Below are 18,852 nucleotides of genomic sequence, written 5' to 3' on the forward strand. Positions count from 1 at the left end.
TCGGCCGGTTCACCGTCCTCGCAGCCGATCCGTCGGGCGGCGGCACTCCTTGAGACGTAGCAACGTTGCCCCGGCCTGGCGTTGCGGCACCCACACAGCCTTAGCTATCCGTACCGCCTCCTCAGTTCCGCCAACGTTGTACGAAGCAGTGAGGCGGACCCACTGCCGTCCACGTAGGCGATTTTCTCGCTGTTGGTGTGGGCCGAGATGAATCCGGTCGCAGCGTGCTTAGCGCATCGAGTGATCAGCACAACCAGATCGGCGCTCTGCACCCACTGGCGCAGACGGGGACTGCCAACGTGGTCAGACGAAGCCGTAACGCGGACATTTGGTGCGACAGAATTGAGTTGTTCGGTCACCCGCTTCAGGACCTTCTCATCTAGCGAGTACAAAAGCAGGTTTACGTCCGCGGACTGCCACGCCTCCGACTGCGCCAATTCGTCATCTTGTTCCGTCTGCCAAGACAGCCCGAGCCCGAGTTCACCGTCGAGCACGCGGGCGAAGCTAAGGTCCGCCACGTCCAATCGTTCCGCATGCCGCGAGAGCGGCGTCAGCAACCGGTAGCCCAGTTGTTGCCGCGCAGCTTCATCCGGGCATGCGGACAAAACCAGCGAGTCGACAATGTCGAGAACGGTCGATGCCCGCTCCGGCGCAGCCCAGCGATCAGACTCCGAGCCGATCTCCCGGAGCAGGCGCTCGTAGTGGTCGGCGTTCGGTGCACCGCGCAGCGTGATGCTGAGCAGCGCCTGGATCACTAAGAGGTCGCCCGGCTTGAATCGATTGTGGGTGAGAGCGTTGAGGATGAATGAATGCGCACTGCGATCTGCTGGATCGTCGTACCCGGTGGCCTCCAGAAAGGCGCCCACTGCGCTCCATGCCTGCTCAGCGGCTTCATCCCCCAGGTCGTCCAACAGGCTGGCAATCTCTTCGTCGTTCTGTGCAGGCGAAGGCCACTCTCGCCACGCCGACTCCCTGAGCACCTTGCGCACGGCTAAGGGTTGGTCTGACATCGCCGCTACTAACTCGCCCCAGGACGACATGACGGGGTGTGGTTCAGTCGCGATCGCCGTGTCAGGAGACCCGTCCTCGAGCCTGCTCAGCAGTTCTGTACGCACCACCGCAGGGAGTTCATCGATCTGCCCCAGGCTCTGCAGTTCGGCCTTCGCATGCTTGAGCAGAATGTGATCACCGCGGACGAGGCCCGCAAGCACCGCGATAGTCAGCGCGCCGGTCGAACGGAACCTGAGTGACCCATTCAACAACTCATCCAAGTGAGTTCCGGTGTCACGCAACACCTGGATCGCGGCGTCCAGGTCACCGGCCATCAGGTGGTCCTCGATCGCACTGAAGTACAGCGACTCCAAGAGGGCTTCACGCACTGGAGTGGGCGGCTCCTGCCGGATGACGTCGGCCAGACGAGGCAGCGTCTGGATCTCGACGTCCTTGCCGAGCCGGTTGAACCGTTTGATCGTCAGATAGGCCAAGTTGCTGGCATCCAGGCCGCCGTTGTCCCGCAGTTGGTCGAGGATCGCCGCCGAGCTCGCCTCACCGCCGGCGGCCAGCGCCGCGTCGAACTCCGCCAAAAGCCGGCCAGTTGGTTTGATGACCTGCCAAGTCCGCGTCGGCCGCTTCGCGAGCACCCGCAGCATCAAGTGCGCCGCATCCGTCAGTCTCCCCCGCTGCTTCGGCACCGGGGCCGCGCCGAGGCGGAACACCGCTGCCGGGCGCATGGACTCGAGCAGAATCCGCTCGGCCTCTACCCTCGGGTCAAGCTGAACGGGGTATTCCATCGATGCGTGTACGAGGTAACTGGGCCCTGCGAACGCCTTGATGAGTTCCGCGGTAAGTGCGACGTCCTCGCGCTTGTCCACCACGACATAGATGAAGAAGCGGTCTAGCGACTTCTTCAACGAAGGCAGCACCAGCGGAAGATCCATCCGATCCAGGACGATGTCAACCAAGGGTCGAGTGCGGTCTGCCCATTCGTACTGCTCCGCCATGTCCGGCCATGCGTCGTTGACAGGTGCCGCGAAGAACGCTTCAAGTAGCCGCCGGGTGGATTCTCGCGTTCGTGCTTGTGGAACAGCCTCGATCTCGGTCACGCCGCCCTTTCCCAACGCCGTTCCAGGTCGATTCGTGCCTGACCAGGCTCACGTCCTCCCAGGCTATAGGTGACCACCTCGTCGTTCACCGTCATACCGCGGATCGTGAAGTTCATGGAACCCGTGAGCATCCATTCCTGTCCGCACATCGTCTTCTCATGGACTTCAGGTGCCTGTATGACCTTCAGGCGTCCATCAGGTGCCGCGGCCTTCAACCGGTGTACGAAGGGTTCGTTGTGGGCATCGGGGCGGGTCACCACGTGAATGCGTGCTCCGGCCGCGTTAATCCTGGTGAGTGCGTCGGACAACCGGCACACGGTCACCGGGTCGTCGCCAAAGACTGCATCAAACTCGCCCCCGGAGTTGTCGATCACATCGACATCGGTGATCCATGGCGAAACCAGCCAAATCAACGGGCTTGGGACGAGCAGTTCCGACAACAACACGGCACGCAAGACCGGTGCGACCCTGATGCGTGTCTGCTCGCTGATGCGGATCGTGCGCGCAGCTTTGGTCATTGCACCGCTTCCCTGATCTCCACGCGCACGGTAATGCGGTCGGAATGCCTGATGATGTTCCGGACCTGGCCGTAGACGCGAAGGGCGTCCCGGTCTGCGGGCAGAACCGGGAGGAGCGCCAACGCGGTGGCCACCGCCTGGTTCCCGGGACCATGACTCACAAGGTCGAGTTGTCCATGCTCGGCTAGTGCTGCTTGGTACCGCATGATCCAATCCGAGTCATCGAGTTCGATCTCGAACACCTGCTCAGCATGCGAAGCGGTGACCAACGCCCGGTCCACGACGGCCTCTTGGCCGTATCCGTGGTAGTACTGCAAGTGCTGGTTCCGAGCCTGATGACCACGTGGCCACAACATGCTGAATGCCTGGTCAGCGGTCAGTTCGCGCTCGTCGGCGGCAAAAGACCCGCGACTGGCCGCATAGGCCACCACCCGCGCGTCGACTTCCACCCCTAGTTGTTGCTCTAGCTTGATCCAGTCCTCTACCAAGCGCAAGGCTGTGCGGTCCGATGCCGTGTCCGAACCCGGGCGCAGCAGCCTGGTCGACAGAGTTGCTACCGCGGCGTGCCGAGGTGGCCCGCTCAAGGCCGTCCACGCCTCGCGCAGATCCTGGAACCCGGCTTCGGCCGCGTAGGTGGACCGAGCGCGCCGCAACTCCGCCATCGCCGTCGCTGCCGCCCCGGACGGATTCGCCGTCAACTCCTTCAACAGACCGAGCATCGCGGCATCCACGTGCTCGTACTCTCCCGGCGCCAGGATCGAGTCGACGAGCGTCCAGAACGCCCTGGGGTCCTGCGCATAATTCTGGACCAGGTGCTCGACCACGCCGACGCCTCCGACCGACGTCTCGGTCAGCCACACCACGGCGTGTTCGCCCGCCCCTTCTTCGAAGACGTCGACGGTGAGGTCCTTGTCCTGCGCATGTGGACAGACGCGGATTGATGCCGCGAGGATCGCGGCGGCGATCGTGTGCGTGTACACCCGCGTCGCTAATGACGCTGTCCGGTCTACGATGTCCGGATCTACCAAGAGCCGGCCGGCGCGGTTGAGGGCGTCGACAACGTCACGCTGTGTGGCCAGCGCTGAGAGGTCCTGGACGAGTCTTTCCGTCGTCGGCACACCGGAACCTGGTGCTTCGGTGCTTCGATACATGACGGTGAGGATCTCTTGGAGTTGATCACGCCATGATCCACCGACAAGTTCCGTGTGCACCTCCGAGCCAGGCTTCCCGTTCGCCCCGGCGAGGGCAAAGGCGGTGAGGTAGATCTGCGCCAGCCACTCGCGCTGGAACTTGTTCGCCACGTCGTCGATTGCGGGATCGGTGCGCACTGCGTCGAGGAAGGCCAACGATCGCCATTGAGGCGATGCGAGGTATGCCCGGAATCCGGGGTTGTCGAGATACGGGCGCCTGAGGACGAACTTCATCCCGTCCACATCCAAGTGGAAGCCCAGGGCCGCCGGTTGGTCGTCGAGCAGGTAGGTGATCTTCCGCCGCTGATCGACACGCTGGTTGGCGCGTGCAATGACGCTATCCGCCCCGACCGTCATTCTCCGGACCTCGACCGGGTTTCCGCTCAGGTGGGAACAGAACGCGACCTCCACCAGCCTGGCGCTCCACGGTGACGGATCCGGGACATCAGCCGCGTGGGGCGGCCTGCTGTCGTTAACCACGACCTGGCTGACCCACCGGGGAATGCCCTGAGACCTCGTGTGGACATCACGTTCCGGTTCCGTCAGACGGATCTTGGCCGGACGGACCACCTGGTATTGGCTGCCGTCAGGACCTTCCCACACACCTTCCACCGTCGCACCCGGGCCGACGATCGTCCGCAGGTCGAGTTCGTCACCGCCGACGGGAGGTGCAATCCAGGTTCGATCGTCGTCGCGACGGTACGCGTATCGTTTGCTGACCCTGCCCGGTACAGCCTCACGGAGTGCCTGCGCGACACCGAGCGTCTCCGAGTCTTCCTGGTTGGCAAACGGCAAATCCAACTCAACCTCGGGGAGATTTAACGGCGCGAACAGCGATGTGGTCAGGAACTCCGGCAGCAGTTTCCCCGGGCCGGCGCCGGGGTCTTCCCGGGCGGAGACCCATCGCGTGCTCAGCCGCCTTAGCGCTGTCGGGACCACGGACAACAACAACGACCTCGGTGGGTCCCACAAGATTGCCTGGACGTCGTCCGAATCGATCTGCAACGCACGCTGGAGGTGCTTCGCGAGTTGGTCCTGGGCCTTGGAGTTCTCCAGTACATTGCGTAGCAGTTGAGTAGCGGTTTCACAGGCGGAATCGTCCGGCTGCCGTTCACCCCACGGACGTGCCAGGACGCTACGCGGGTCGGCGTAACAGTTTTTCGCTCGCATCAGAGCACCCAGCCAGTCGAGCATGGCCTGCGTCGCCTGGATCTTCTGGATGAACCTGTTGCCCACGGGCAAGGCGGGAGCGGTTAAGACCGGCGTGAACAACGACTCGTAAGCCTGGTAAGCCAAGCGGTCGCGCCCGTACTCCGAAAGTGTCACCACGGTGATCGGCCGGGTATCCCGGAGGCGACCTGCCCGTCCTCGCCGCTGAATAAAGGCCGCCGGGTTGCGGGGCGCCTTGTGCTGCAGAACCAGCCCAACTCTGGAGTCGTTGACCCCCACTTCCAATGACGGTGAGGCGACCGTGAAATCCGCTTCCCGATCCATCCCCGCGTCTTGTGACGAGGTTCGACCGACCCGCAGGTACTCCTGCCTGAGGTCAGAGGACAGATGGTGTCCGATCTTCTCCGCAACGCGCCACACCTGGCCATCGCGCTCGCGATCTGCCTCAAAGTTCCCCGCCGAGGACCGCAACGCAGCCAGAATCGGCCGATTGCCATTGCGCATCGCCCGGTCTTGTCCGCCCTCGGCGTCGCGGAAGGCGTCATAGAAGCGGTTGGTCACGTCCAAGTCATCGGTGAAGGCGAAACCAGTCGTGCCGAACACGTGCTGTTTCTTGTCCAGAATCCTGCCGAACAGCATCGCCGTCTGGATCGAGGTCGACAGCAGGCTTGCCTGGGACACCGGGTCGCCGCGCAGCGCGATGCAGTACTCACGTCCCTCGTCCAGCATGTCGGCTTCCCGCGGCTCCACCCGGTCGACAGCGCTCGGAGTGAGACCGGTCAGCGCGGCAAAGAACCGCTCACTGTCGCGCAGTGTCGCCGACAGACCGACGAAGGTCACGGGCTTCCTCGTTGCGTTGCGCCACCGCCGCAGAAGGAGCGCGACTTGCGCACCGTGCATCCCGACGTAGGTGTGCACCTCGTCCAGTAGGACGACAGAGGGTGGCGCTCCACCCTGCCAGCCCAACAGGCCCGAGAGGTTATTCGTCGCGCCCCTATTCAACATCTCCGTGGTGCTGAACAGTATCTCCGGAGGTTTCGCCCTGATACTCTCCCTGGTCAACACTAGGCTCGGCGGATCGATCACGTACCGGCAGTTTCCGCATATCAACCGTTCATCACCGGCGTTCCGGTCGGTGTCCGGCCAGATCAACTCGCCGGTGTCGCATGCCGGGCAACTGAAGTACGGGCACACGAACCCGCTGCTGCGCCGCTTCCACGCGGATCGCGGCCTCGCGAAGTGTCGAGAGTCCTTGTTGTTCTTCGGTGTGTCCCCGTACAGGACACCGATGCGGACGCGCTGCGGGGTGGCCGCCGAGTCGTGGAGCCGCTTCGCGGTGCGGACCGTCTCGACCAGTTGATCGCGCAACAGTTCCACCCGCGGGTAGATCGCCAGCGTGTGGACGCCCTGCCGAGCCGTCCCCACCATCGAGGCGAATGCGGGCAGGTAGAAGGCCATGGTCTTCCCACTACCAGTGCCCGCGCCCACGATAATCCCTCGGCTCCGGCCCGAACCGATCGCGGAAAAGATATTTTGCGTCGCGTCGACCTGGAACGCAGCCAAGTCGTTCTCCCCCACGAGCGCCGTCATCACCCGGTCCTGGAGAGAACCCCAACCTGGCAGCGTGCCCAACTCGGCACGTGCCTGGTCCAAAGTAACGTCCCGCTTCGGGTAGCGGCGTGGCCGAACGTGCAGGCGATAGTCGGCCACCAGTCGCGGTCCACTTAGCCACCAGCCCGTCTGCTGCGTAACACCCCAACGGGGCGCGAAGAGTTGCCGCAGGTTCACGGTCAACCTCAGCGCCTCGGCCATTCGCGTTCGGTACCCGGGTGTCTCCGCAGTGTCGACGGGCACCAGCAACGCCTTGTCGACGAGGTAGTCGACAAGCGCTTCGATGGTCACGCCGGGAGGTGCGTCCTTGTGTTTAGCGAGGACGTGCTCGATCGTCTTGGTGACCTCGTCCCGGGAAAGCACTCCGGTAGTCACGCCCCAGGACAGGAGAGGGAGCTCCTGGTCTTCCAGTGCTGAGAGGAGGTCGTTGACGAAGGCAGCCTTCACATCGGTCACGTGCTGATCCTCTTCAACGTGATCTGTTCGTCGAGGTGTAGTGACCGCAGCAACGAGATTTTCTCGTCAGTGATCTCTGACAGCGTCGGTGGCCGGTCACTCGACAGTCTCATCATCAGGTCCGCGACCTCCGGCGGCGCGTCAGGGGCGTCGGCGAGCATGTCCGCCAACAAACCGACGGATGATGTGAAGAGGTTGATGTCGGACCTGGATATTTCGGTCGCACGGGACCAGCGCTCCAACTCGCCCTGCTTCCGACGAGCATCGCGCTGGAGTCCAGACGGGAGCATGGGAATGCGTGTCAGGGGCAACTCCGAAATGCGGGCCGATGCCCAGGTGACCCACGCCGAGTGGGTCTCCTCTTTCAGTCGATTGCACACCGCGGCGATACGCCGGTTGGCCCGTTCGAAGACCGCGTCACCCGGGTTGGTGACACTTCGAACCTTGGCCGCGAAGTCACGATAACCGTCGTCCACGGTAGACAGATTCACTCTGGTGGCCCCAATGGTCTCGTTGACCTTGCGGGCGAGTTCGACCTGGGTTCGCAAATCCGCGAGCGAGGCCTTCAGCTTCGTCACCCGGTTACCGATCCGCCGTGCCTCCTCGGCGCCCCTCTCGGCGGTCTCCAGGCGACGTGCCTCGCTCCGCAACTGATCGACCTTCTCGAAGACGGTCGCCTCACCCATCAAGAAGCTCCTCGCTACCCACTGTCTCAGCCCACTCACGAACCACCGAACTGAGGTTGTTCGAGGTTTCCGCCTCGTGCCCGCCAGTGCGGCTCTTGGCTGAGCGCAACGCCTCGTCCAACCAAGCGTCGGTCGCTTCCAGGAAGTCGCGGATTGCGAGCAACGCCGGCCCACGCCCTCTAACCGCGACGATCGTTTCAACCCTAGCCCGGTCGTGATCTTCGCTTGTCGTGTTCGCGAGGCGAATGAGGTCGTCCTCGAGTTCGGTGATGACGCTCCAGTCCACGTCTTGGACGTCGGCCGCCCGCGATCTCAAGTCCGCGGCTTGAGCGGAAGTCAGATGCAACCCGTGCTGCTTGGCCACCTCCATGGCGTCCAAGACGGCTGGCACAATCTTGGTTAGCGTGCCCCGGGCTACTCTGCGCCGCAGCGCGGCCAACAAATCCCGCAGCACCTCCAATTGGTCGGCGATCATGTGGGGCAACAAGCTGAACCCCACTGCAGCCGTCGAGACCCATGTCGGCGCTGGACGCTCACCGACCTCCCACGTCCACTCCTGAGCCGCCTGCTGGAGCAGCGGGAGCAGGTGCGCGGCGTCAATCAGGCGCACCTTGCCACGCTCGCCTTGCGAAATGCCGACAGCGTTCCTGATCCGGTCGACGAGTTCCCCGCGCTTGCCCAGGTGCTCCGCCAGTGTCGAGTTCCACTGCGGTATTCGGGTACCGGAATCCTCGCGCACCCAACCCTTGCCGTCGTGCAGGACCGCGTCGACCATCCCCGCCTCTGGCATGCCCGGCCACGCCCGACCAGCCAATGCAGCGCCAATCAACGACACCCTCAGGCCGAGCACCAACTCCGTGTCAGTGATTTCCTGCTTCGCAAGGACAGCCGCGGTGAAGTCCGCGGCCTTCGCCTCGGCTAACTCGGCCAACCGGTACACGCTGTTCATTGCGATGGGCTGGTGTCCTTGGCTCAATCGCAGAACCGACTTGAAGAACTGGGCGTTATGCCCGCTCTTTTCGAACCGGATTGGAGCCGACTCAGGGTCAACCTTCAGCCCGCCTCGCGCTCCGCGGATGTACACCGCACCAGAGGCGCCGCTCCATATCAACTTGAGCGCTTCTTTACTCATGCTGTTCATCAACGGATCGGCCCAGTTATATCGCTGGGCAACCGCGTCAGCGACGATTCCCCTGAGATCACGGGCAACGTTGGGCATCGCGTCCGCCTCCTTCGTCGCCCAGTCCTCGATCTCTTGGAGTCGACTCCGGAGGGACTGCGGCAGTGAAGAATCGCCTGCCTCGGCAGCTTTGTCCCGGTTCGTCGTGGGCTTCGGCCTGTCCGGAATCTGAGATCGACGGGTAGCAGAAGCCTTTGGCGGCGCCAACCCGAACGCGAGTCGCACCGCCGCCTCCCCCTTGAATGGCGACTCGGCGTTGCCCCAGAACTCCAAGAACGCGCGGTATCGACTTACTTGGGTCGGGTATGCGGACTCGACCATGTCGAGCATCGCGCTGTCGAGGGGATCGTCGATCTTCGCCCGACGGAACCTGTCGATAAAGCCCTGGTGCGGGAAAGCCCCGTCGCGGATGGGCTTGGCATCCTCGACGAGGACCTTGTGCACCACGGAGCCCAGTACCGCCCGCGGCACGAACTGGTGCGGCGCCTCGGCTGGAGCGGTGGAGTGCACAGCCCTGACCAGGGCGGATCGGTTGAAGGGGTAGAGACCGTAGCCCTCGTCGGAGAAACCGAACGCGGCGTGGCACTCGGTCCGGAAGTGGCAAGACGCACAATGGTTGGGGACCTCGGACCCATCGGACACCGCGTCGAGCACTTCAATCCCGAGCCTGGCGGCATTGAGGTAACGCGCGACGAAGGAAGCCATGTAGTCCTCCCCGCGGCTGGCAGGGTCGAACGGTGCGTCGAGGTCATAGACGTACCCCACCGTGGCGTGCAGACGGGTCAGCACCGTCTCCGGCAGCGATTGGAAGTAGCCGGTCGTCACCGCGAGCAGGGTCCGGATGCGGGCCAGCACTTCAACGCCCTCCCGCCGTGCGGGTTCGATCATGGCATCCAGCAGTTCCCGTTGCATTCCCTGGATGAGCGCGAAGTCCTCTACCAGCAGGATTATCTCGCGGCCCTGCCGGGCGTACTCCCGACGTACCTCCTCCATCGCCGACACCATGCTGCCTGCCCCCATGTTGAAGGTTCGCTTGACCGCGGCCTCCAGGCACTCGTTCAGCAACTCGACAGCGGCGACCTTCATCGCCGGGTTGGTGCTAAGCATCCTCAACACGCCGGCTGTCATATACGCCACCTTGCCGATGTCACCGAACTCCAGCGGCAGGTCCTCTGTAGTGAACCGTTCAGGGCGCTGCTGCTCGCCGTCGCGACGATCGTGCAGGAGTTGGTGCGCCAGTTGCGGGATGAACCGCATCGGTTCCAGCATGTAGTTGCGGACATGAGGGTCCTGCAGCATAACGGCCACTCCGCGAGGGCCGCGCAAGACTCGTGTTGGCCCGGACACACCGTCCTGGGTGGTGGCCGACAGTTCTTCCTCGATGCTGTTGATCAGGCGTCTCGCCAGGGCTTCCGGTTCCACGCTCGATGAGAGTTGGTCGATGGTGCGGCGGAGTTCTGCTGCGTTATCCGAGTCGAGGTCGGCGAGTAGTTCAGCGATAACGGCCTTAAGACTGGTTTTCCCCTTCTCAAGGTAGATGACCTTGCGTTTGGGGGTGTCCTTGACCTTCTCGCGAACCCATCTGATAAGGTGAGATTTGCCCGTTCCCGACTCCCCAACGATGGGCATCAGCAGAGCACCGGTATCGGACTTCCGCGTCAAAAAGTCGGACAATACCACCTTCTCGTCAACGAGGTCGGGCGCACGCTCAAGGTTCTTCGCGTCTTCGCGTGTTCCCCCCGTCAACCGACTGCGTCGGAGCCTGAACGGAGCATGCGTGGCAAGAAAGACCGCACGGGAAGGGCTGACCGCCTCCGTGTTGATCGTTTGAGCCGCATCCTCGGCGTGCCAGCAGGTGTACAAGGTGAACTGCTCAGCCATTGATACTCTCCGAGACGACGATGTCCGAAAACCGGCGGTTGGGCTTATCCCGATCAGCGATCGTCACCGAACTCGCGCTGTCCGAGAATCGGTTGAACTGCAACCAACCCTCGTGCTCACCGCGCAGGAGCGCGAAGGAGAGGGCGGGGTCAACGACCTGCTGGCCAGGATCGGGGATATCCAGTCGGATCGAGTAAGCACCCCCCGGCAGCACGGGGATGGCCTCGCGGATCCTCCGCACCAGATCCACGGCCGAGACGGTCTTCCCCACCAACCCTGACCTGGCCAGCATCTGTCGGACCGCTCTTGTGCAGTCCGGGGTGAGCGTTCCCGAATCGGATGTCGGTATCAGCGGTGCCACGCCGAGGCCAAGCATCGGTACCCAGTGGACGAACCGCGGCCATCGGACGTTGCTCGGCGTCGGGTTCTTGCCCTCCACCGAGAAACTCCTCGCGCTTATTTCGTCGACCTGGGTCCGGGTAACCGGGGAGTCCAGTGGGTCGAAGGACAGGAAGTAGGAGAGAACGATAGTCATGTCCCTGTTGCCACTGATGGGATCGGACTCCAAGTCGGTGTTGCGTGCCGGCGAGAAGAGGATCTCACGGAGGCAGTGCTGGAAATCCGCGAGACTCGGCATTGGGCGCTGCAGCGCCAGTTTGCCGCTCTCGTCCTGCACCACCAAGCCCAATTCCAGCGACGTACGAATTGCGAGTTGGACGGGAGGATCGGTCTTCCCTGCGTTCAGCGAGTCCGGACTCATGAGCGCCTTGACCTGGCTGTCGGTCAAGGACTTTCGCGCGCTCAGAAGCCGGACCAGCGCCCAGAGTTGCGGGGGTAACGCCCGGTCGACGTTCAGGAAGGCCATCAGAGAAACTCCAACGCTGCGCGCAAGGACACGGTCGGTCGATGGATTGTGGCAAACGCCTCCGATGCCTTGTCCGGATGCGCGGTAACTGCCGGATGGAGGAGGTAGACGACGTCCGCGGAACGGATCCTTTCCACCACATCCCTCGGCAGGCGCCAGGTGTCGGGCGTGCCGACCCAGATGATTGGTCCCGCATAGGACCTCAACAGGTCGTCGTCCTGGTCATGGATCAAGGGGACCTCGCCTGCATCCCGTTGGAGCGCCGCCATCAGCCCGGGCGTCGCACCTGGTCCGCCCACAACGGGCATCCCTCGTCGTACCAGTGCATTGAGCAGCCTGGGCACCGACCGTCGGAAGTCGGCCTCGTCGCCCCAGGTGATGCTGAGGCAGTTCGCCCGGCCTCGGAAGCGAACAAGCGGGTCAGAGCCGACCTGTCGGGTCGGAGCGGGGAGGAACGGCGACGGTTCGGCCGCCAACCGGTAGAAGGCATCTCCTGGCCGTTTCTCTTCCTGGCGGCACCGGGGGCAACCACGGCAGGTCACTCCGATGGCAACCTCGTCGGTGCTGTAGTAGTCCGCCAACACGCGTCCCACGCAGTGTTGCCCGCTGAGCAACTGCCGCATGCCGTCGACCGCCTGTCGGCGGGCCCGCTTGATGTCGCCACGGACACGCTTGATTTGCTCGGAGAACTCCTCTTCCCGGTTCGCGGCCGCCTCCAATAGGGTGACCTGCACGAACCGATCACCAGGTTGGCCGGGGATGCCGAGCGCGGGATCCCAGACGTCGGGCCCGGTCTCGTTGGGGGCTGTCGACAGCGACAAGTCGATCAATCGAGCGCGGTGCATGAGACCGAGGATGTGCAGGTTCCACCCCCGATTCTTCTTCGAGGTCATGGACATTTTCGCTCGGTAGCGGTCAAGATCGACGCGGTAAACGTCTCTCGCCATCCGTTCGGCATTAAGGAACATCGCGCTCCACCGTTCGAATGCCAGTGCCGCCGTGATGAGACGCTCATCCGCGATGCTGGCGGCGACTTCGAAGTCTTCTTCGGTGCTCAACAAGACCGACAGCGACGGAAACCCGTCGCGTCCACCGCGGCCCACTTCCTGGTAGAAGCGGTCCACGGATTCGGGGACGCAAGCGTGCACGATTGTCCGGACATCACCTACGTCCACCCCGAGGCCGAAGGCCGAAGTTCCGACCACGACGTCATAGGCGGTCGGGACCTCTCCGGTCGAATCGCGACCGCTCCATCCTGTCATCGTGTTCTGCCGCTCGACGTCACTGGACTCCCCGGTGACTGCGGCGATCCGCCGTAGGCCAGCTTGATTCAGCCGGTCCCGCCACAACCGCGCATCGCGGCGGGTGCTCACGTAAAGTACCATCGGCTTGGGCAACAGGCGCACCGCACGCAGCACAGCGGAAACGCGGTCATCCTCGGTCTCGTGGTGCGCCATGTAGTAGCTCGGTTCGTATCGCAACTGCGCCGCGGAGACGACCCGAGTGCGGTCGGGATCGCCGAACATGAACTTCAGGCTGGAGATCTGATCGCTCGTGAACGTCGCGCTCATCGCGATAGTCACCGGAGCCCGGCCCTCCGGAGCCAAGGTGATCCACCGTTTCCGATGCCTGGCCATTGTCTGGAACGACTGGCGGAACGAAATCCCCCACTGCTCCACGAGATGGGCCTCGTCAATCACGAAGTGGCGGAAGTGCCCGGCCGTGGCCGCATCCTCCAACGACTTCGCGAGCCCGGTGACGAGCGCCTCTGGCGAGGTGAACAGCACACGTTGCCGTCCGGACTTGATTGCTTCTCGCAGCCGTCGCTTGTCATCTTCGCCAAGCCCACCCACGTACGCGAAGCGGTCGTCCGGTGTGCCGATGGCGTGGTACTGCATCACCTCTCTGGTCCGCCGCTCCATGTCCAGCGCGAGCACAACAGTTGGCACGACCACCACTGTCAAACCTGAGTTTGTAGGAGATACCAACCCTGCGGCCAAGGCGACGGCCGTCTTGCCCTGCCCGGTAGGCAAGCTAAGCACCAGCGTGCTGCCCGACTCGGCGAGCGCCACCGCACGAGCCAGTTGCCGTTGCCCGATGGACCTGTAGGTGCGATGGCCGAAGGCACTGGTCATGAATGGGTCGGCCGGCACGGCGGCGGGCGTGAAGCGCTGGGGAGCCTCGCTGCCGAGATGGACATTGAGCAGGTCATCTTTGGCGGCAGCCGATGCGAGGGACGACCCTGCCGCCTGCGGGGTCCATGGGTTTGCCCACACGCGCAGTCCACTGCGAGTTTCGATCGCGGTGCACTCGGCCTTCAACCACTCCGATACATCCGGGAGTGCAGGGGCAAGGGGGACGACCAATCCCGCGTCATTCCCCCGAGCCGCAGCCTCCAGAAGCACCTGTCGGGTGAGCACCGCCACGTCGGCCTTGGAGGCTCGTGGCGTGCCCAACTCACGTACGGCGTCGGTCAGCCTGCGCAGGAGCCCGTTCGCACCACCTTGGGAGGGGATGGCCGGCCACTGTCTGAACAACTGCTGTGCGCCCGTCCACGAATCAGAACCCACGAGCCTGCCCAGGGATCCCCATCCGAACCACGCACATCGCCGCGACCACGCGTGCACTGGGGTTGCTGATCCCGTCCGCGAGGGCGGATGTCAGGGCGTTATCCAAGACCATAGTCTCCTCGTCGTTCACCAGCCGTCCCGCTAGAGTTCGGGCCTTGGCCTGCGCCTGCATCACCCGTAGACCAGCTTTCGCTCGTCCCAAAGCCGCCGTGGAGAGTTCGGTGAGCTTCGCTGTCTCTGCCAGGTGAACTCGTGCCGAGTGCTCCGCCTCAACACCGGCCTTACGGAAGCCCGCCCACCCACCGAACCGACCAACTAACTCGTCGAGTCGCCGTCCCGCGATGTCGTGATCGCGTCGGGGGTCGAGCGGTCGCTCCAGCCACATCGTGACTGCTGGGTCCGCTAGCGCGCAGTCCCCTTCGACTTCGACCCACACAGGCATAGTAAAAGGGGGGAACAGCCGATCGGCGCGTCGGCGCAGCGCGGGGACCGCGCTGGGCGCGTCAGGCACACAAGCGATCGCAGCTCGAAGGTCCGCCTCGACCAGGAAGTCGAAACCGAAGTAGACGTCCGGTTCCTCTTCCTGATACCGGGGATCGATGCGGATTACGCAGGTGGCCTGCCCCCGGTCATCGTTATCGATCACATGCGCTAGGAGGTCGACGACCGGGTTGCCGACACGGAATATCCGCCTGCCCGGCGGTTGAACGGCGACGGACCGGTTGAACACACCCGTGCCCGAGTCCTCTCCGAAGCGGGATCGGGCGACGCGCAGGATGCTCGGGTCGATTCTCGGCTTCGACCCAGCGACGTCGAACACCTCCACGCGCCTGCCGTCGACGGATCGCTCCAGCCTGCGGATGTTAATGCCGCCGTTCTTGCCCGACGTGTAGCCGATGACCGCGTCCCGGACGCTGCGCCAGTCGGTTTCCAGTTCGCTCATGGCGTTCGCGACGTCGTCGGCATAGGTGACGCTGTGGTGAATCGACTCGAGCATGTCCATCTTGTCGATTTCGATCGACGCTTCTTTCAATGTCCGCTCGACATCTTCGACGTAGCCCACCAGCCCGTCTGGTCCGACGTCGAGGGCTCGACGCCACACAGAGCCCAAATCTTGAGAGATCGCGTCCTGAAGCGTCGACACCGAGGTTTCGAAGATGCGGTAGCCAGCGCACAGCAGTTCCAGCCATGAGATCGTCACCGCCAACTCACCGTCTGAAGGCAGCACAACGTAATGCGTGGCAGGGCCGTGCGGCGTGTTCCTGCCGCTCTCTACGAATCTGTCCACCCGCCCGAGTCGTTGTTCGAGCCGGTTGGGCGACCACGGCAGCCTTAGGTGGATCACCGCGTCCGCGACCTGGAGGTTGAGGCCATCTTCGCCGGAGTCATCGCACACCAGCAGGCCGCTCGCCGCATCCCGCCAGCTGGTGACCGACTCCTCCGCGGCCTCCGCGGCCATGGATTTCGTGTGCTGGAACAGTGGAGCCTTCGGGAACCGCGCCCGCAGGTGGTCGGCCAGGTTGTCCGCGAGGGTACCGCCACCGCAGAACGCGACCACCTTGCGGTGCCGTGCGAGCACCGGCAGCAGAGCCTTGGTCACCGGCTCGAAGGAGGCGGCGCCGCTCTCGGCCACCACCTCCTCGACCGCGCGCAGGACATCGGACTCGTGGGCTAGGACAGGGGGAAGGGTTAGAAGTCCGCGATCCACCGGATCTAGGCCGATCGACGGTTCGACATGCTCGACTCGCAACCGCAGGATCTCGAGAAGGTCTCGCCCGCTGACACCCGAACGCGACACGAGAATGCCGTAGACCTGAGCGTAGCCGGATTCCTCGTCCTGGATCCCGTCGTCCAGCAAGGCGCTGCGTGTACCTGTCCGCCACTCTTCGATAATTTCCTGGATTCGCTCATCAGCCGAAGACTCGATCGTTAAACGTCTCGGCAGTCCCCGCCCTCGCACCTCGTACGGTACGAAGTCAGAGTCGGCCCGGTCCGCCAAAACCTGGGATCGCCGATGGCGGATCGTTCGCCGGTGCAACCGGTAGGTCTCGCTGATGTGTCCTCGCAACTCGTCGACGCGCAACCTCAGTTCATCCTCGTCGGCCGCATGGGCGAGGTCGCCGTCGGACGTGAGCATGCCGAGCACCGCCGCGCCCAACTCCTCCACCCGCTTATCGTCGGGAAGGATCGCACGTACTCGATCAATGTTCATCGGGAGCAGCGGTGGCCAGTCAGCATCGACCGCGTAGACGACGTCCGCCAGTTCAGCACGCAGGGCGTAGCGCGCCTCGAACGCCGCCCGGTCCTCCCAACGGTAGACGTCGGGGTCCAGCAGGTGCAGAAGGCCGAGGTGGATGATCAGGTTCGACGTGATAGGCGTGGCGGAGAGGAGCAGAAGTCGCTCCGAGGTGTGAGCCAACGGCGCCAACTCGCGGTACGGCGAGGAGTTCGGATCACCTCCTTGGACCAGTGCGTGTGCTTCGTCCACGACAAGCAGATCGCTGTTCTTGTGCTTAGCCCAGCCAGTCGGGTTCTCGTGGGCGAGAACCTTTATTTCGGCTCGCGGGAAGTCGTCAGTGAAGAACTTGCCCGTCAATTCGCGGATCCACTGCCTGCGCAGCACGTCCGGTGCCACGATCGTAATCTTGGCCAAAGGATTGTCGATGAGGGTCTGACGGATGACGAACCCGGCCTCGACCGTCTTCCCCAGTCCGACTTCGTCGGCCAAGAGGTACCGCTGTACCGGGTCCGACAGGACTGTGAGACTCGCCTGGACCTGATGGGGAAACAATTCAACGGCAGAGGACAAGAACGCGGGAACGTTTGCGCAAGCGGCGCGCTGCCGGACCAGTGCGTTCAACATCGGCATACGAGCTTGTCTAAAGAACCAGGGCTCGCTCCCGCCCGCCGTGAGCACGTGCAGCGGATCCCGAACAGGGCGGTTCCAGCGCACCCTCAGATCCGATCCACTCACCCGACGGTCTTCGCTGTGGTTGGGGAATCGGACGAAGTACGACTCGCCCTGCCGGGCGGTGACCCTTCCCGCGGTCCATTCGTGGGTGTCGGGGTCGCACCAGAAAACTCGCGCCCCCACGGGGAGCATGACGGTTTGGCAATCCTGCACGAAGGCATCGGCAGTTTCGGCGATCGGTTCTGCGATCGACTCGAAGTATTCGATGCGGACCCGACTCGCCTGGACCGCACTCACGCGGCCGATGTCCCACCTGCCCCGTTGCATGATGAAGCTGCCTGGCCGCAACCCCGATACCTCTCCCGTGCTTCGCCGAACTGGAGCCCCCACCCTGGTACGTGCGACGGGCATCTCCCACTGACGCGCTCCCGCATACAGAGTACTCATCGACGCCAGGCGGGGCACCGTTACCCGGAACTGGAGCGGAAACCCCGGCGGCCGGCCAAGGTCGACCTGCCTTCACCATCGACCCGCACGACCGCGATGAACTACACACCGATCTGCCCGCCTCCTTCAACCCGAAAACGATCGTTTACAGCACGGGAAGTGCGGCATTTGCTGGGTGAACGTTCCCCCGGCACCCGTTCGACGGTGACGACACTTCCGACAGCCATCACCCCTTCGCCCTGCTCGGCTGGCGACACACGATGCCCTACCTGTCCCGCATCTGGCTCGATCCCTTCCGCACCGGGGCCCAGCGCAGGCTGAACAAACCCCCAAATGCTACACACCGCCGTCCTGCAAGGACTCAGCGACACGAACGGCGAACGCATGCTCTGGCGGCTGGACACTGACACCCCACGCCGCGCACCCGTGCTGGTCCTCACCACTCGGCGCCCGTCCTGGGAACGAGGCCGACTGGCCATCCTCCGACGAGCCGCAAGCCCGCGTCCGTGGCTACGAACCACTGTTCGCGCAGATCGCCTGCGGACGCGAGTTCGCATTCTGCCTCCACGTCAACCCGGTCAATAGCAGACGCCACCCCGAACCCCTCCGTCACCCATAACACCGAGGTGATCAACGCCTATACCGCATGGTGTCCGCGTCGTCGGGCCTGCCGCCACGCTTCCTCAGCATGGTCTCGGAAAACCTGGCGAGCGCGGAGGCGATTCGCTCGGCCGAACCAGGGCAACGGGTGGCCTCGACTCCAGGCCGCAAGAGACTGACCGACCGGATGGTCACGGTGCTCGGCCAGCCCACCGCCGACAACCGCGCGGTATCCGGCCGCATCGGCGCCAGCACCGCCGCTGGAGTCCGGCCGTTCGGCGGCGACTGGTCGCTGGTGCGGTGGAGCTTCGTCCAGGAAATGACCATCAAGGTCTCCAGCGAAGCCACCGTGATCGGCTGCTCGATGGCCGACCACTACAAGACGCAGCCGACTACCTCAGCGCTCGATATGGCGGCCATCAACATGAAACTGGCTCGTGGGTCTTCCACTCCGACCGCGGCTCGAACTCGTCCAGCACGAGCGCGCGCCAGTCATGCCATAGGCGACGGGTGTGTGCACGGCGATGGCGAGCATCGCCAGCACCGGTTCGTGAGGCGTGTGCTGGTCAACGGGTGGGAAACCACTATCCGACCAGTTCGTCCCCGCACATCCGAGGTACCAACTGAGCCCAAGCTGGCCAGGTGATCAGCGGCACTGACAACCC

Annotated in this window: 10 protein-coding genes; 2 read left to right on the forward strand and 8 right to left on the reverse strand. The window is 63.8% G+C overall.

Going from position 1 to position 18,852, the window contains the following annotated elements:
* Nucleotides 1–104: 104 nt before the first annotated feature.
* From dpdD to dpdE, 8 genes are read right to left on the reverse strand one after another with little or no spacing between them, the layout of a single operon-like run.
* Nucleotides 105–2,102: a protein DpdD gene (gene dpdD, locus A3CU_RS46645; protein WP_052372176.1), complete on the reverse strand. Its 1,998-nt coding sequence runs from the start codon at nt 2,100–2,102 to the stop codon at nt 105–107.
* Nucleotides 2,099–2,620, reverse strand: coding sequence for a phospholipase D-like domain-containing protein DpdK (dpdK, locus tag A3CU_RS0125960; protein WP_052372178.1), 522 nt, complete (start codon nt 2,618–2,620; stop codon nt 2,099–2,101). Before dpdK ends, dpdD begins: the two co-directional genes overlap by 4 nt.
* On the reverse strand, nt 2,617–7,047 hold the full coding sequence (dpdJ, locus tag A3CU_RS0125965; RefSeq protein WP_027944767.1) for a protein DpdJ: 4,431 nt from the start codon (nt 7,045–7,047) through the stop codon (nt 2,617–2,619). The genes dpdK and dpdJ overlap by 4 nt, the downstream gene beginning before the upstream one ends.
* Nucleotides 7,044–7,733: a hypothetical protein gene (locus A3CU_RS0125970; RefSeq protein WP_027944768.1), complete on the reverse strand. Its 690-nt coding sequence runs from the start codon at nt 7,731–7,733 to the stop codon at nt 7,044–7,046. The genes dpdJ and A3CU_RS0125970 overlap by 4 nt, the downstream gene beginning before the upstream one ends.
* Entirely contained in the window at nt 7,726–10,794 is a 3,069-nt protein-coding gene (dpdH, locus tag A3CU_RS0125975) for a protein DpdH (RefSeq protein ID WP_027944769.1), read from the reverse strand. The genes A3CU_RS0125970 and dpdH overlap by 8 nt, the downstream gene beginning before the upstream one ends.
* The gene (gene dpdG, locus A3CU_RS0125980; RefSeq protein ID WP_027944770.1) at nt 10,787–11,659 is read right to left on the reverse strand and encodes a protein DpdG; all 873 of its coding nucleotides are present in this window, start codon (nt 11,657–11,659) and stop codon (nt 10,787–10,789) included. The genes dpdH and dpdG overlap by 8 nt, the downstream gene beginning before the upstream one ends.
* A complete protein-coding gene (dpdF, locus tag A3CU_RS0125985) occupies nt 11,659–14,286 on the reverse strand; it encodes a protein DpdF (protein WP_342668934.1) in 2,628 nt (875 codons plus the stop codon). Before dpdF ends, dpdG begins: the two co-directional genes overlap by 1 nt.
* The gene (gene dpdE / locus A3CU_RS0125990) at nt 14,219–17,587 is read right to left on the reverse strand and encodes a protein DpdE (RefSeq protein WP_084143769.1); all 3,369 of its coding nucleotides are present in this window, start codon (nt 17,585–17,587) and stop codon (nt 14,219–14,221) included. Before dpdE ends, dpdF begins: the two co-directional genes overlap by 68 nt.
* 333 nt (nt 17,588–17,920) lie before the next feature.
* Between dpdE and A3CU_RS55760 the strand changes: the two genes are divergently transcribed.
* Nucleotides 17,921–18,172, forward strand: a complete 252-nt coding sequence (locus tag A3CU_RS55760) for a type I-E CRISPR-associated protein Cas6/Cse3/CasE (protein ID WP_084143771.1) — start codon at nt 17,921–17,923, stop codon at nt 18,170–18,172.
* A 103-nt stretch (nt 18,173–18,275) separates the two neighbouring features.
* Complete coding sequence (locus A3CU_RS0125995) at nt 18,276–18,833, forward strand: hypothetical protein (protein ID WP_156960553.1); 558 nt, start codon at nt 18,276–18,278, stop codon at nt 18,831–18,833.
* Nucleotides 18,834–18,852: the final 19 nt, after the last annotated feature.

The sequence above is a fragment of the Amycolatopsis taiwanensis DSM 45107 genome (assembly GCF_000519205.1).
In the GTDB taxonomy this organism is placed as follows: domain Bacteria; phylum Actinomycetota; class Actinomycetes; order Mycobacteriales; family Pseudonocardiaceae; genus Amycolatopsis_E; species Amycolatopsis_E taiwanensis.